The organism is Shewanella sp. SM95, from assembly GCF_025653595.1.
In the GTDB taxonomy this organism is placed as follows: Bacteria; Pseudomonadota; Gammaproteobacteria; order Enterobacterales; family Shewanellaceae; genus Shewanella; species Shewanella oncorhynchi.
The window spans coordinates 204,474-220,725 of the sequence record NZ_JAKKSE010000002.1 but is presented as its reverse complement, the minus strand read 5'-3'; the positions used below and the strand labels follow the sequence as shown (position 1 = coordinate 220,725).

Annotated in this window: 8 protein-coding genes; 3 read left to right on the top strand and 5 right to left on the bottom strand. The window is 47.5% G+C overall.

The window, feature by feature from the left end; genetic code table 11:
* The first annotated feature begins 45 nt into the window (after window positions 1–45).
* Window positions 46–1,260 (top strand): RsmB/NOP family class I SAM-dependent RNA methyltransferase, encoded by a 1,215-nt coding sequence (locus L5M29_RS03785; RefSeq protein WP_131524969.1) that lies wholly within the window; start codon window positions 46–48, stop codon window positions 1,258–1,260.
* 148 nt (window positions 1,261–1,408) lie between these two features.
* Window positions 1,409–3,649, top strand: a complete 2,241-nt coding sequence (locus L5M29_RS03780; protein WP_263166288.1) for a GGDEF and EAL domain-containing protein — start codon at window positions 1,409–1,411, stop codon at window positions 3,647–3,649.
* 217 nt (window positions 3,650–3,866) lie between these two features.
* Here the strand turns inward: L5M29_RS03780 and L5M29_RS03775 are convergent, their stop codons facing one another.
* Entirely contained in the window at window positions 3,867–4,880 is a 1,014-nt protein-coding gene (locus L5M29_RS03775; RefSeq protein WP_263166286.1) for a D-alanine--D-alanine ligase, read from the bottom strand.
* 321 nt (window positions 4,881–5,201) lie between these two features.
* On the opposite strand from L5M29_RS03775, the gene L5M29_RS03770 reads away from it, so the two are divergent.
* Window positions 5,202–5,672 carry a GNAT family N-acetyltransferase gene (locus L5M29_RS03770; RefSeq protein ID WP_263166283.1) on the top strand — a complete coding sequence of 157 codons (471 nt, stop codon included), beginning with the start codon at window positions 5,202–5,204 and terminating at the stop codon, window positions 5,670–5,672.
* A 164-nt stretch (window positions 5,673–5,836) separates the two neighbouring features.
* Here L5M29_RS03770 and L5M29_RS03765 read toward each other — a convergent pair whose 3' ends face one another.
* The 4 genes from L5M29_RS03765 to recC all read right to left on the bottom strand — a co-directional run bounded on the left by L5M29_RS03765 (window position 5,837) and on the right by recC (window position 16,132).
* The gene (locus tag L5M29_RS03765) at window positions 5,837–6,232 is read right to left on the bottom strand and encodes a hypothetical protein (protein ID WP_263145770.1); all 396 of its coding nucleotides are present in this window, start codon (window positions 6,230–6,232) and stop codon (window positions 5,837–5,839) included.
* A gap of 95 nt (window positions 6,233–6,327) precedes the next feature.
* Complete coding sequence (gene recD, locus L5M29_RS03760; RefSeq protein WP_263166281.1) at window positions 6,328–8,526, bottom strand: exodeoxyribonuclease V subunit alpha; 2,199 nt, start codon at window positions 8,524–8,526, stop codon at window positions 6,328–6,330.
* Window positions 8,523–12,308 carry an exodeoxyribonuclease V subunit beta gene (recB, locus tag L5M29_RS03755; RefSeq protein ID WP_263166279.1) on the bottom strand — a complete coding sequence of 1,262 codons (3,786 nt, stop codon included), beginning with the start codon at window positions 12,306–12,308 and terminating at the stop codon, window positions 8,523–8,525. The genes recD and recB overlap by 4 nt, the downstream gene beginning before the upstream one ends.
* Complete coding sequence (gene recC / locus L5M29_RS03750) at window positions 12,305–16,132, bottom strand: exodeoxyribonuclease V subunit gamma (RefSeq protein ID WP_263166276.1); 3,828 nt, start codon at window positions 16,130–16,132, stop codon at window positions 12,305–12,307. Before recC ends, recB begins: the two co-directional genes overlap by 4 nt.
* Window positions 16,133–16,252 lie beyond the last annotated feature (120 nt).

The window sequence follows — 16,252 nt, the reverse complement described above, 5'->3', positions numbered from 1 at the left end:
ACCTCCTATGATCCTCCGGTTTTATCATTCATGGTGACCTTTTAAATGTTGAATTCTCCGCTTTCTGCCAGCTCGAACGAATTAGTGATCAGTATCTTAACTATGGTGCTGAGCCAAGGAAAACCCTTAGATCGGGCCTATTCTCAGCATTTTTCTGGGTTGCAATTGGTACCCGCCGAGCAGGCGCGTATCGCATTAACGACGGGTGATATCCTACGTCGTTTAAATTTATATTGTTATCTGGCGGAAATTAGTCCAGATGAGATGGAGCGTTTTGGCTCTAAATTGCTTAATGCCTGGCATTTATTTCATGGGCTTGAACTGCCTAAAATGCAATATTCGCTGCAAGTTGATGAGGTGCGTTTAGCTGAGCGTATCGAGCAAGCGAAAACTAAGCCTGTGTTGTGGGACGGTTGCCCTGAGTGGCTCGATGTTATGGGCCGTGAGCAACTAGGTGAGTCTTGGGAAAAAGAGCGCGCCGCGTTAAGTACTGCGCCGAAACGTTTTTTACGCGCTAACGGCCTTAAGGTGACTCGTGATGAACTGGCCGCTAAGCTTGCTGCCGAGTTTGTGAGCACGCTCTGTGTTGATGGGGTTGATTCCGCCCTTGAAGTGACCTCCGATTCAGCCTTGTTCCGTACACAAAGCTTTAAAGATGGCTTATTCGAGCAGCAGGATGCGGGCTCTCAGCGCGTAGCTGCGGCGCTTGATGCCAAGCCAGGCATGAAAGTGATTGATGCTTGCGCGGGTGCGGGCGGTAAAACCTTACACATAGCTGCGCAAATGCAGGGTAAAGGACGCTTGTTGGCCATGGATGTGGAGCAATGGAAACTTGACAAACTCAAAGAGCGTGCCCGTCGTAATGGGGCACACAATGTCGAAACCCGTGTTATCGCCAGCAGTAAAACCATTAAACGCTTAAAGCTCAGTGCCGATAGGGTATTGCTTGATGTGCCTTGCTCTGGTTTGGGTGTATTAAAGCGTAATCCCGATGCAAAATGGCGTGATACCGTAGAGCGTTTACCCGTGTTAATGGAACTGCAAAAACACATTTTGAGCAGTTACAGCCGCATGGTCAAAGTCGGTGGCATAGTCGTCTATGCGACTTGTTCTATCTTCCCTTGCGAGAACCGCGGTCAAGTGGATGCGTTTTTAGCCGAGAACCCCAACTTTCGCCTGATTGAGGATGAAAGTATCAGCCCAGCCGATAGCGGCTTTGATGGCTTTTACCTTGCCAAACTTGAACGTATTCAAGAATAAAGCATTGCTTTTTAGACTAAAGTAAACCTTTTACCGCGCAGGTAAAGGGTTTACTTAATTAACATTAGTGCCTAGAATTTCTTATAAGTTATAAATATTTAACATTGTTAATCAGTATTTATATTGCAACTTTGCTCTTAAGGAAATTATGGCGTACGGCGTTAACCTTCCAGATCTGCTCGATCATGCAGACGTTAAACTCGCCCACAATGTCAGCATAGCTTGTTATAGCAGTATTCTTTCTATGCTGCTCAATGGCGCACCGCTACATGAAATCTTACACGCCTTAGTCTTAAAAATCGAAGCTCAAAAAGTAGGAACTAGAGGGTCTGTGTTACTGCTCAGTGCTGACGGTAAACGTCTGTTATTAGGTGCCGCCCCCAATTTACCCGACAGTTACAATCAAGCCATTAATGGTGTCGAAATTGGCCCCAATGTGGGTTCTTGTGGCACGGCGGCCTATTATGCGCAGCGTGTTATCGTTGAAGATATCGCTCAACATCCTTACTGGGTTAATTATAAAGAACTACCATTACGTGCAGGTCTTAAATCTTGCTGGTCAGAACCTATCAAAGATACTCATGGTAAAGTGCTAGGCACATTTGCCATGTATTATGATACGACAAAGTCCCCAACAGAGCAGGATTTAGAACTCATTTCAGAGGCGGCAAGACTGGCGAGTTTAGCCATTGAACGCAGTCGTGCAATGGAATTTCAACATTTAGCTGTGAAAATTTTTGACCGGTTACCCCTTGCTCTGGTTATTTCCAATTCTGACGATGCAGTTCTCTATGCTAATCCCGCTTTCAGACATATAGTTATTCCTCAAGATACTGATATCGCTAACTTTCACCCTAAGATTTTTTTAGCATCATCCCAATCTAATGAATTAGTGGGGTTATTTGAGCATTTAGCTCAGGACAGAATGTGGCAGGGTGAGTTGGTGGGGCTTAGGGGAAATGGCGAGGAGTTTTATCTTGACCTTATCGTCACGACCTTCCGAGAGTCCAATGGTCAGCAACCCTGTTTTGCATGGCTATTTTCAGACATTAGTGAACGTAAGAAAGCGGCGCAGCTGATTAAGTATCAGGCCAATAATGACTCTCTTACCGGACTTGCTAACCGCAATGCGTTATTTAAGCAGATCCAAGCGTTAATTACCTCCGATAGTTTGACACCCGGCTTTAGTTTTATGTTGATGGATTTAGATAACTTTAAGCAAGTCAACGACACCCATGGCCATGACAAAGGTGATGCACTGTTAGTGCAAGTGGTTAAACAGATCAGCGAGTGTGTCGATGACACTATGGTGTTTGCACGCTTAGGAGGGGATGAGTTTGCCTTGCTATTACCTGGGGTTGTTAACCAGAAAGAATTGGTACAAATTGCAGATACAATTAACAAAAATGTGGCAAAACATTATGTGCTAGCCGATGGAAAAGGCGTTTATAGCTCGGTAAGTATAGGGATTGCACGTTTTCCTGAAGATGCCCTCGATCTTGAACAGTTGTTAAATTGTGCCGATCAGGCCATGTATATTTCTAAGGCAAATGGTCGCAATCGATATCATTTTTTTACTGAACAAATGCAGCTAAATGCCGAGCGTGTTGCTAGCCTTCATAATCAGCTTAAGCAGGCATTAGATCAGCATACCTTCGAGCTTTATTACCAACCTATAGTCAATGCGACCACTGGCCTGATTGTCCGTGCTGAAGTGCTGCTGCGCTGGCAGCATGAGGGAACGTTTATTCCACCCGATGAATTTATTCCTATCGCTGAGAACAGTGGTTTAATCGTTGATATTGGTCGAGATGTTCGCCTTGGTGCTATGCAGACTATTTTAGAGATGCAGGAGCGAAATTGGCCCATTAAGTTATCGGTGAATGTCTCGACTTTTGAGTTTTGGTCCCATGAACTACAAGATGCCTTTGTGGAATCCTTTGCTGCGATTACCGAGCAACTTGAGGTGACTGATTTCCCCTATGACAGATTAACCCTTGAGATCACTGAATCTTTGCTGATGAAGCAGCATACGTATCTTATTGATGTACTTAATGGTTTGCGAGTTAAAGGGATTAAAATTTCCTTAGATGATTTCGGGACGGGTTACTCATCTCTATCTTATTTAGCTAATTTTCCTATCGATCAAATTAAAATCGATAAGAGCTTTATCGACAGATTAGATGAAGGCAAACGTCACGAAGCGTTGGTGGAGGCCATAGTGCGTTTAAGCCATGCGTTAGAGTTAACTGTGACGGCAGAAGGGGTAGAAACAGAGTCCCAGCTTAAATTTGTAATGGCGAATCATATTCAAGAAATTCAAGGCTATTTATTTTATAAGCCTATGCCCAAAGCTGCATTCTTTGCCCTGTTGGCAAAGCAAGCTTAGCTGCATAAGGGTTTTGACGTTTGACCTAGATGTGAGGGCGGCTTAATCAGTGACAGTCTGATTTTAATATTGGGTTTAGATGTAAGGTAATAATTCAAGTTTTAAATATAACACATTGAAACATAATAAATAAAAAGAGCGCCGAGGCGCTCTTTTTATTACTGAAAACAGGTGCTGCACTGAGTCTCTGCGTTCACATTGAGTCAGGTGGCGAGCGCTAAGATTTAGCGGTTATCTGGCTGTTAATCACTAGACTCAAGTATTCAGTAAAATCATGACCGTGATTTTGCAGCATTTTGGGGAACATAGAAATCGGCGTAGAACCTGGGAAGGTATTGATTTCATTTAGTAAAATTTCATTATTCGCGGTTAAGAAAAAGTCGATGCGCGACAGGTGACGCAATTTCATACCTTTAAATGCTTTGATTGCATAGGCGCGGATTTGTTCACTGATCTCAGCTGACACATGCTGTGCCACCACATCGGTGCGTGCTTTACTGTTTTTGGCGTATTTCTCATCGAAGGTGTAGAAGGTGTTGGTATCACAGATGATTTCACCTGGTACTGTCGCCACCACTTCACCGTTGTATTCGTATACTGCGACTTCTAACTCACGGGCTTTAATGGTTTTTTCAACGATAACATAGGGCGCATAGCCGAAAGCATCTTTAAGCACGCCAGCGACTTTATCGCTGTCATCGACTTTATAACAACCAACAGAGGAACCCTGGGAGGCCGCTTTGACGAAGATGGATCCCCATAGTGCTAATGCGGCTTGGGTTTGCTCTATTGCTGCATCGTCGAATTGGTTTAGGAAAATATACGGAGTATTCGGAATACCTAAGGCCGAGAACCACATTTTAGCGGTGATCTTATTAAAGCAGTTACTGCTCGCTTCGGATTCACAGCCGAAATAGGGCAGTTGGATCAGGTTAAAATAGGATTGAATGTCACCTGTTTCGCCGGGATAGCCATGAATGCAGGGAATGACGTAATCGACCGGCCATGGGGCTTTGCTCTCATCGCGGAAGCGAATTTCGCGGCTATTGGTCAGTTCACAATCATCACCCGCAGCGGTGCGGTATTGACCAAATTTATCCAGTTCGACACGCAATACACAAAACTGTTCGGATTTTGCCAATGAGGTTTCAAAATAATTGGCCGACATGAGTGAAATATCGTGTTCGGCACTTCCGCCGCCGCACAGCAAAAGCAGGTTGATCTTAGACATTGTGAGTGATTCCTCAAAGTGAGCAAAATCGGATGACATCGGCCTGTGGCAATACGAATATCATCCTATAGTACAGCCGCTGTCATCTTAGTTTTCTTGCCCCTATGAGTGCAAGGTTTTGCTGACTGATGGCTATTAAGTGGTGAATTTTAACGCATTACATCGCATTGCAAATATGGGGTTGTGCCTTTGTCGGGTTTATTTTGATTTTTGTGGCGTGAGATGGCAATGTCGTTGGACTATTGCTTCGTCACCGTCATCTAAACTGTGCAACCCAGTACGAGTGACATTGACTTTAGGCAGATTACAGCATGGTATCTCATGGTGAATAAAAACATTCGGTTAGCCCGCTTACAGGATACAGATAGTGTGCAGGTATTACTTGAGCAACTCGGTTATTCTTTGTCCCATGCCGCTTTAGCCCAGACGTTAAGCCAATATCAGCATGATTCTCTGCGCCGCAGTGATGAATTACTGGTGTATGAGCAACATAATGCGCAGGGTGACCTGCAAGTTGTCGCTGTGATGGCCTTAATGTTCTTTGATTATTTCCCCGCCTTGAGTCGTATCTGTCGTATAACCGCAATTGTGGTGGATGCCGACATGCGGGGTCAGGGCGTTGGCTCTCAGTTGATTGCCTTTGCGAAAGAGAGGGGAAAGCAAGAGAATTGCCAGTTACTCGAACTCACTACATCGATGCAGCGCATTGCCACACAGCAATACTATGAAAGTATCGGGTTTACCAAAACATCCTTTCGCTACAGCTTAGTTTTGAGCGAACCAAACGGCTAATTCTTGGCTCGAGCGAGCATAAACAGATCCGTTGTCCTTGTGCCTTCGGGTACCGGAAAAACGTTGCAGGTGACATTGATAATTTCAAATTGATTTTAGCAACTGATAATGTCTGGCCTATAACCGATATTCAGTCATCCGAATTTGTACATTAATACCAAAGCTCAGAGTAAATAGTTCAGATCAAAACAGATGTTTAGCCCTAAGTTATAGGCATGATTTTTATGTAAATTCACCATTAACTCTACATCCATCAGTTGTGCTAAGGCCACTGGTCTCGCTTCCCAGCGCGGTGCGTGGCCAGCATCATTACAGTGTGCTAGGTATAAACGTCGCGTACTTTGATGTATGCCAAAATACGTCATATTACAACGCTGGCTAATCGTTAAATAGGGCTCAAAGTCGAGTGCGTATATCTGCATGTCTTTAAATTCTGACCACTTGATATAGCGGGTTTTTTCATAATAACGCTTAGGTAAAGCGGCATCTGGTGCTATGGCGTCAAACAAGGCAATAACGGCTTGTAGATCCTTAAGTGTAATAATGTCCTTTTTAATCAATGTTTAAATCCTTAGTTTCATGGTTAGAGTAAATCTAAAAATCATATCTTAAAATGTAGTTCCTAAAGTGTTCCCCATTGACCACAAAGCTTCATTCACCCCCAAAGGCGGTCGGCAAGACCCGATGCGCGTTGGGTTGCTTGGCTACTGGCCCGCTCGAATACGTGCTGGGTGCCTAAGCAGGTAAAGTGGACTTTAGCGCGGGTGATGGCGGTGTAGACCAATTCTTTGGTCAGCAGTTGCCATTGGGCTAGGCTGGGGCTCGGCGGCAATACTAAGGCCACACGGCTAAATTCGCTGCCTTGGCTTTTGTGTACTGTCATGGCATAACAGGTTTCATGGCTGGGCAAACGGGCTGGCAAGACTTTTAACAGGCTGCCATCGGCCTTGATAAAGTGCGCCATTAAACGTTCGGGTTTATCTTCATCCTGCAAAATCAATCCGATATCACCGTTAAACAGGCCTAAGTTATAGTCATTGCTTTGGATGATAATGGGCCGACCCAGATAAAACTCCTGTAGCGGTTTAATCAGCTTGGCATTGGTCAGTGCTTGAGTCACATACTGATTAATGCCTTCAACCCCATAATCGCCCGAGCGCATAGCACATAGAATACGGTACTGGTTAAAGCGTTCAATGATGTCAGTTGTGCTTGGACGCTTGCTTAAATCACTATTACTCGTATCGCTATTCAAGGCACTGAGATAAGTGCCATATTGCTGGCAGGCTTGCTCCAGCAGTAAATTGAGTCCCACATTATTAGCAGGCTCGCTTACTTTGGCTTGGGTTTGGCTTACGATCATACTGTGTTCTAACCAGCTCAATTCTGCAGGTCCCTGTTGCCATACCTGCAAAATACCTTGAAGATCAGCACGATTGACGGCACTGGCGAGCAGTCCAATCCCTGCATCGCCTTTAAATCTGTGGCTGTGCATTAGCATACATAAGCTATCGCCAAGTTTAGGGGCATTGCTGATATAGGGCGTTAACTCAAAACCCGTTAAAGCACTCAGACGCTCGGCTTGTTCCTTGGAATAGCGCATTTGCCACAGAGCAGGGCTGTTTGACGCTATGTTGTTCTGAGCAAGGTTATTGGGATCTACTGGTATTTTAAGGCCCGCACAAATATCGGCGAGCACAGCGCCAGCCTCAACCGAAGCGAGTTGGTCTTGATCGCCGAGTAAAATCAAACTGGCGTGCTCAGGCAATGCGCTCAGCAATTTATACATCATGGGCAAATCGACCATAGAGGCTTCGTCGACAATCAATAAGTCGAGCCTAAGCGGATTACCTTGATGGTGGCGAAAGTGCGGCGAATTGGGGATCACCCCAAGCAGTCTGTGTAAGGTTGAAGCTTCCTCTGGAATACGTCTCAGAGCCGTTAAAAAGTCTTGGCTATTTCTATTGCGAGCTTCATCAATAACATTAGCATGGGCGCTGAGTTCCTTCGCCAGACGCGCTTTTGAGGCTTTGATTGATTCGCTTAAGCGAGCCGCAGCTTTTCCCGTTGGCGCGACTAAACGGATTTCCTGCTGTGATTCCATTTGTAGCAATAACAAAAGCTTAGTCACAGTAGTGGTTTTGCCCGTCCCTGGGCCGCCAGTGATCACCGACAGTTTTTTACCCAGCGCTGTGGCCGTGGCGACCTTTTGCCAATCAATGGGTGCTGTGTCTTCACTGTTAGTTAGTACATTGGTAGTGAGTGCATGGGGCGCGAGCACATTGGCAGGGAACAGTTGATCTAGCAGTGACCTCAACTTAGCAGTTTGAGTTTGCTCTTGGTGGCTTGCTTCTTCAGATAAGTGCTTAGATACGCTTCCGGACAAGCGAATTAAAGCAGCGGCCACTGAGGTTTCAAATTGATGATAACGTTGTAAATAGAGTCTGCCATTATCAAAAATAAGCGGTTTGTTACTGCCCGCTTGGCCGACGGCATCAAAGGTTTGTAAGGTCTCAGTGAGTGCTTCGAGGCTTAAGGTGATTTTACAATAGCTATTTTGTTCGGCCATGGGATTAAGTGGCACAATATGGGCGAGCACTAGACAGCTGTGCTGTGAAGATAATTGCTGGCTTAATAGCGCACACAGCAAAATAAACAAGGGATGTTGGCTGTCGCTTGGATGTAAGAGACTCATTTCGAGTGCGAAATGCCGATCGAGCGGTGTGAGCAGTCGTTCTTGCTCCCACTGTTTTAACAGCTCTGGCAGCGGCGCTGTAAGCTGAATTGCGCCATGATCTATCCATTTCGCTGCTGTGAGTGAATGTGCATTTAGCCCTTGGGTTGAGCGCATCATGCCGTGACTCCTGTATCTATTGCACGAGCCAATCTGCTGTGAAATAAATTGTCATTAAAAAGTGAATCTAGCGCGAGAATAAGTGCCTTCGGCGGTTTGTCGTAATAAATACCATAGCCGGGATATTGAGCCGACATTCCCCGTAAGAACAAGTAATAACAACCGCCTATGTGGCTGTCGTAGTCATAACTTGGCAGGCGTAAACTCAAATACCTGTGTAGCGCCAATGAATAGAGAATGTACTGCAAATCGTACCTGTGATCGGTTATTGCGCTTTGCAGCGCGCTCTGATGATAGGCATTGATGTTGTCGCCTAAATGATTCGACTTATAGTCGGCGATATAATATTGACCTTGGTATTCAAAGGTTAAATCGATAAAGCCTTTGAGCATGCCCTTGAGATCATCAAACTTAAGTGTCGACTCATAGCCAAACTGCTGCAGTAGCGCATTGAGCTCAGTATCTTTAAGTTCGCTTAAGGGTAAATAAAACTCCATTTCGACTAAGGTATTCTGCGGCGATAACTTGGCTAAGCACAGATCTGGATGAGCAGGTTTGACGGCGCTTACATGCCCCGTGACTTGCGACTCTAAGGCGTGCGGTATCGCGCAGAGCGGTGTATGCAGCACATCCAAATACCAAGTATGTAATACTGTTTGCCACTCGGGCGCGATACCATATTGCAGCATGGCTTTAGGCAATTGCAGCGGTAAGTCGATTTCTGCCTGCGTAAAATCAATCTCTTCTAACACTAAATGCATAAAGCTACCGGCATTGGCGCCGCGCTCAAAGTTAAAGCGATTGAGCATGTCATCCTGCAGATCATGACTTGCCTCATCAGGAATAGAGAGTGTTTGCGCAGCCGTATATTCAAGCGTACCTAATATTTCATCGTCGGCACCCGGAGCGGCTTTACCATGGCTGGTATTTTTAACGAGACCTGAATAACTGCCGACTCGCCACGGCGTGCTGTATTGGCGGGTTAAGGTTTTCGCGCTCAGTATTTGTGCTATGTCTTGGCTTGAGGGCAATGGGCGCTCGTCTATGTCATCGGGCACCTTATCAAGACTTATGGCTTCCACATCTTGAGCGAGCTGCTGCGCAGCATTGCAGATACGGGCAAAGTCACATTCTGAGTCGCCTATGCCGAGCAGATAGCCGATAGCGGTTTCATGCAGCTGACTTTTAAGGCCATTTTTAAGCTGACGACTGTGATTGGCGATATACAAGTAACACAAATACACAGGGCGAGTGAGCGCCACATACAAAAGGCGCAAGTCTTCGGCCAAGGTTTCTTGTTTGGCGCGATCCCAACCCTCATCCGTGCCTTCGATATCCCATACTAGCTCTTGCTCACCTGCATCGTTAGTTCTGTGGTACAGCATAGGCGTCGGGCGGCGGCGATTATCACGGGCTAGGCTGACAAAGGGCACAAAACACACGGGATACTCAAGGCCCTTACTCTTATGGATAGTAACGATCTGCACCAGATTCTGCTCGCTCTCGAGGCGCAGCTGCTGTTCATCGGTTCCCGTGTTATCAATCAGTTGCTGTTCATACCAATTGAGTAGGGCACTCATACCATCAAGTTCGGTGGCCTTTTGCTGTAATAGTTCGGCAAGGTGGCGAAAATCCGTTAAACGGCGCTCGCCATTCGTGGCATCTTGCTCTTGAGCATCTACCTCTGCACTGGCGGTGTGCAGTAAACGGTCAATTAGTTTAGTGCTATTGGCAAGGCTGAGTAGCGCGGGCATGATGCCGCGTTTCTGCCACACTTGGTGCAAGTTAAAAAACTGCTCTAATAATAGCTGTCTGTGCTCTTCATCTTGGTTAAAGGCATGGATTTGCTCGGCGCTATAACCTAATAATGCCGTGGCTAGGGCGCTGCGCAGTGCCCGTTCATCTTTAGGGTTCGCCAGAGATCGCAAAATTAACGCCATTTCCCGCGCTTCAAGGGTATCGAGCACACTGTCGCGACTTAAAAACACCGCGCCTATGTGGCGTTTACTTAATGCGGTTTTCATCACTGCCGCTTCGTTGCGATCCCGCACTAGGATAGCGATGTCTTTAGCGATCAACGGCCCTTTAGGGCTGTGGCATTCGCCATTGGCCGCATCTGTCAGTAAATGGGTAATTTGTGCCGCCGCGTCTTCTGCGAGCAAGTGTCTTGCCGTGGTTTTGTTGAGGCCGTTTTCTGCGCTTTCGCTTAAGAGTCTTAATCTTAAGGCGGTAGGATTGGCGGTTTTTTCAGTGAGGATTTTCCCTTTAGCACTGCTGGGCGTTTTCACGCTATCAAAGGGGATCGATTGACTGATAAACGGATCGTGATGCTGGCTAAACAGATGATTAACCCCAGCGACCATGTTTGCGCTTGAGCGGTAGTTGGTATCCAGATGATAGTGGGCCTGCGTATGATGACGGGCCTCAATATAGGTATGGATATCGGCACCGCGAAAGGCATAAATGGCTTGCTTAGGATCGCCAATCATCAACAGGCTAAGCTTATTTTCTGTATCGTTTTTGCTTTGTTCAAACGAGTAACGGTCTTGGTAGATGCCAGAGAAGATCGCAAATTGCAGCGGATCGGTATCTTGGAATTCATCAATAAGTGCGACGGGAAAACGTGTTGCCACGGCTTTGGGCAAGGTTTCATTATTGGCGTTTAACGCGCTCGCTAATGTCGTGAGTAAGTCATCTGGGGTCAGCACATTTTTTTGTTGTTTTTGCTGGGCAAATCGCTCGCTTATGCCGAGTTTCGCGCTATATAAAAATGCTGGTTTAATGGCGGCAATCAATGTGGCGAGTTGCTCCATATGATCCATCAGCGGTGCTTCGCTCACACTTGGGATGACGCCGCCCTTGTTGAGTTTTAACTCAGACAGCGATAAGGCTTCTAACTCTTTCAGCGGCGGCAACCCATGACCGAAGGCGAGCCAGTTATCTAATGCATCGAACATGGCGGCGAGCTTGGGGTACTTATCCGTTGCTTTGCCAAAGCGGGTGCCGTTGAGTGGCAAACTGTGTAGCAATGCCAATAAGCCATCGCGTCCCCTTGGCCAAGCTAATTTAAAGCGCTCTAAACTTTGGCGTAGTGACAGGGCTAAGGCATCAAACTTAAGCGCGGGTTTCAGAGGCTTTGCTTGACTGGCGCCAAGGAGCGGTCGCAACTGTTTGACTAAACCATCGGGCTCGCCAAATTCTTTGGCAATGATTTGCGCTAAGTAATCGGGCAGCGGATAACAGGCCTCACGCCAAAAATCCCGCACGGCATGGTGCAAAAATTCGCTGTCGTCCAAGGTAAAGTCCGATTCGAACAGTAAGGAAGACTCAAAGGCGAGATCCGATAAAATTCGCTGACAGAAACCGTGAATGGTAAAAATCGCCGCTTCATCGAGGGATTTAAGGGCGAGATCGAACCGTCTCAAGGCAATGGCGCGTTCACTCTCTGGGGTGTTGTCATACAACGCCTGTACAAAGGGATCGGCAATCGTTAGCCCTAAGAAGCACTTAAAGGCGACTTGAATACGCCGGCGAATACGATCTCTTAACTCTTCGGTGGCCGCATTGGTGAAGGTGACTACGAGAATTTGTTCGCAGGTGAGCGGCGCAGGAATGCCATCACCAAGCAATAAGCGTAAGTAAAGACCTGAAATCGTGTAGGTTTTACCTGTGCCAGCGCTGGCCTCAATAAGACGACTACCGCCAAAGGGCAGAGTGAGAGGATCAAGCGCTTGTGGTGCAGACTGTAAGGCTTGCGTGTTCAACGGCATTTGTTCACTCATGCTTGCTCTCCCTGTGCGCTATTGCGGTTCAAATGTGGTGCGAGAGCTTGTGTGTCAGTCGCGTGTTCATTAGCAGGGCCTTGGCTCATGCCATCGTTTAGCGCAAATTCCTCAAGCTGAGCCAGCGTGTCTTTGAGATATAAACTCACCATAGGGCGATAGATACGCTCGGCTAATGCGCCAAAGCTATCCTCAGAGAAATCCCGCGGGAAGCTGAATAATCGCTGGTAATGGGGCTCATTTCCTTCTCCAAAAGCAGCTTCACCCAATTGACTCTGCTCATCTAACCATTCGGGTAACGCTTGCTGCAAACGCTCATCGTGCTCACCCTCGCAGCTGACGTAGGCCAGTGACGTGCGCGGCATAAAACATAGTGGGTGTTGTTGGCCTTGGTAAAACAACACCAACAAATCGGCCAGTAACACATGGGCGCGCTCAGCAGTGATTGGAGCCAAGGCGTGGAAGTGCCCCATGTCGAGTAGATAGCTTGCATGTGTGTGGCCCATTGCCATTAAACACAGGTGGCGAAGGTACAACCTCAGCACATCGCGGCCGTGGGCGCTACCAGGGCGGTAATTGACTAATCCCTTAGGACTTATGTCATCAATACGGCCTTGCAGTAACACTTGCTGGGAGTTACCCGCCGTGATGGGCAAGTCAAACACGAGTTTAATATCGGCGTGACTGCTGGCTTGTTCTCCCTTGAGGAACAAGGTTCTGCCAATCAAAGGTTTAATATCATGCTGATATTGGCGCAGTAGCAAATCATCGAAGGGCTGCATGGGCAAAGTGCCACTGGCTTTGAGGCGTTTAATCAGTTCAATATCGGGCTCAGTTAGGCCTTGGCCTATGGCATCGTCGAGTAACTTGGCCTGTAACATATAGCGCTCTAGGGCATTCAAGCTAAAGGGCTCGTCATTATCATCGGCCTGAATATTAAGGCTGAGATCGACTTTAAGCGTTCGGTTGAAGAAGTACTGCGCCGGATTTCGAAAGAAACGGATCAGGGCAGACACATCCACTTGCTTGCTTTGCTGTTGTTCGTGCACAGAAGCGGGCTGTGCCTCTGTATCTGGCACTGAGTCTTGTTCCTCCGCTTCGAGCATGATGCGAGTTTGCGCGCCGATAAAGCGGCCCGCATGTGTGCCCGCAGTGTCCGTATTGGGCGGACACCATTGCAGGCTGTAACTTTGGCCTATGCCCGAGTTATTTTGGGTTCTGCTTGATCCATCTATGTTTGAGCTATCTTCGCCATCATTTTTTACTGAGGCTTGATACAACTTAGGATCGAAGGGTTGCAGTGGCTGGTGGCTGACAATCGCGTTATAGAGGGCTTTTTCGGCATCCTCTGGGTCTATGGGGCTTGAAGTTTTTTGCGATTGAGACAATAGCGTTTCAGGCAGATAGCACAGCTGACAATATTCAATCAGTTCAGAGACGAGCATAGAGGCGATACGCTCAGAGTTATCCCGTTCGCTGCGGCCAATATAGCTGATATACAGTTGTTCCCGCGCCGACAATAAGGCTTCTAAAAACAAATATCTGTCATCGAGGCGGCGGGAGCGATCGCCTTTACGGGCACCGAAATGCGCCATTAAATCAAAGCCGACGGGATGTTGAACCCTAGGATAAACCCCATCGTTCATGCCGAGTAAACACACAACCTTAAAAGGAATCGAGCGCATCGGCATCAAGGTGCAAAAGTTCACGCTTCCCGCAAGATAACGCTGGCCGACCCGAGATTCGGTTAAGCGTTGATTAAACCACTGCTGCAGCACTTCGATACTGAGGCTAAGTCCGCTTATGTTCTCTTGGGCTAGCGGCGCTAACGGGCTTATATCTAAAGAAAAAGCTAACGGTGAGGTATCTAATGGCCTGCCCGCCGATAGTAACTCTTGCTCTAGGGCGGCAATGGCATCGCGGATTTCCTGTAATTGTTCGCGTTCGTCTTCATCGGTGTCGTAGAAGGCATCTAGTAGCTCAGTTAATTCCGCTAAACGCAGGGCGCCCACTTGCGGCAGGGCGAGTATTTGCGCCGTTTCATCGAGTACTTCAATAAAATTGAGTAGCTTACCTAACGCCTGCGCCGATTGGCCTTCGATGCCAGTGACGACAAGATGGTCTTGGTAGAGCGGCGCATCGTCACTCAAGGCGTAACCTAAAATCAGCCTTTTAATACCAAAGGCCCACGAGTTTTGCTCAAACGCTGGCACACCTTGTTTAAGGCGGCTTTGTTCATCGCGGCCCCAGCGCACGCCCGCTTCATCTAACCAGCGGCGGATCAGTTGCAATTCATCGTCATCGAGCTGGAAACGGCGCAAAATGGCGGGCACTTCGAGTATGCTCAAAATGTCGGTCAGACCAAAACGACTCTGATTAATTCCAAGTAAATTTAAAAAGCTATTGATGAGCGGTGATTCCTGCGCTGCGCCGCGATCGGCAATGGCGTAGGGAATGTAATGCAGGCCTTGCTTCGCCGAGAAGACGGCATCGATATAGGGTGCGTAGGCGGCGACATCGGGCATCATGACCACTATGTCTTTGGGTGTCAGGTCGACATTATTGCTGAGTAACTCAAGCAAGTGATCGTGCAGTGTTTCGACTTCCCGCAGTGGGCTGTGACAACTCTTGACTCGAATGGATTCATCGTCGCGCTTAAGCAGGCGTCTGTTCTCGACATTTTGGTACAGCTCGGCATCAGGCCCTAGTACTCTGTCTAAGGTTTGCATCTCTAAAATATCGTATTGCACGCCGTGGAGCATGCTGGCATGACTGTGTGGCGAGTTGGGATCGTCACAGGGTTCACAATACACATCGTCGCCAAAGTCGCAGTGTTCGGCGGGGAGCTCAAGCAGCATATCGAGTAAATCACGGCCCATCTTGCCGTTATTGGCAAGCAGCGGATTGCCTACTTCGAGTTTATCTTCCCACAGCTCGGCTAATTGGCGTTTACCCGCATATTGCACCGCCATGCGAGCCCGATTACGGGGATCAACAATGTCGCCCCAATAGTGCTGACACGGGCTTAAGCCTAGTACGATCACATCGATACGACTTGCTAGATGGTAAAGCACTTCAAGGGTTTGCGGCGCCATTGAGGAAATGCCAAACACAAATAAGCGTTGTGGCAATTTGGCGAGTGACGTGTCGGGATGATTCAGCGCTGCAATTAAGTCACTGTGCAGGTTGGCCCTGTGGTAATGGCTTTGATTAAGCTCATCACGATTAAAGGCAATCAGTGCGCGCCATAAAATGGGTTGCCAGCGTTGGTCTTCATTCAGCGGCTTTGTGAGTGAGTCGGGCTGCTCGTTTTGCTCCCACGCTAAAATCCAATCGGGGCGATACACTAAGTATTGGTCGAAGATATCGGCAATGCGGCCACAGAGTTGGTATAGCTTAATATCGTCAGCCGTCATATCACGGGTGTTGTGCTGTTCACTCGCGTCGGCGGCATTTGTGCTGGATTGCTGATGACTTAGATAGTGTCTCAACGGCCCAAAGGCGTCATTTTGTAGCATGCGCGGTAAGAGTTGCATCAGCTTCCACGTCATTGCCGCCTTAGTGAAGGCGTTATCCTTAGGCACATTGGGCAATAAGTCATGGCACAACTGCCAGGTAAAGCTCGATGGCAGCGGGAATTCCAGTGCGGCAGCAATTCCATTCTGTTTGGCGATTTCGAGGCGTAGCCAAGTCGACATGCCGGGACTCTGTACCAGAATATGCTCGTTACTCAGTAGACGTGCAAAAGCAAGGGGTTGGGTCAGGTAAGCGGCTAAATGGGCGCAGAGCACTTCCATCTGATTGGACTGGATTAACTTTAGCATGTGCAACTCGGCATGGTGACAATAAAACAATTCTATGTGTTTGATTTATAAGATTCAACACTATTGCAGCTTCTGTGGAATTAACCCGCAATTTTAGGTGTTTATTGGTGCTTGCTCCGA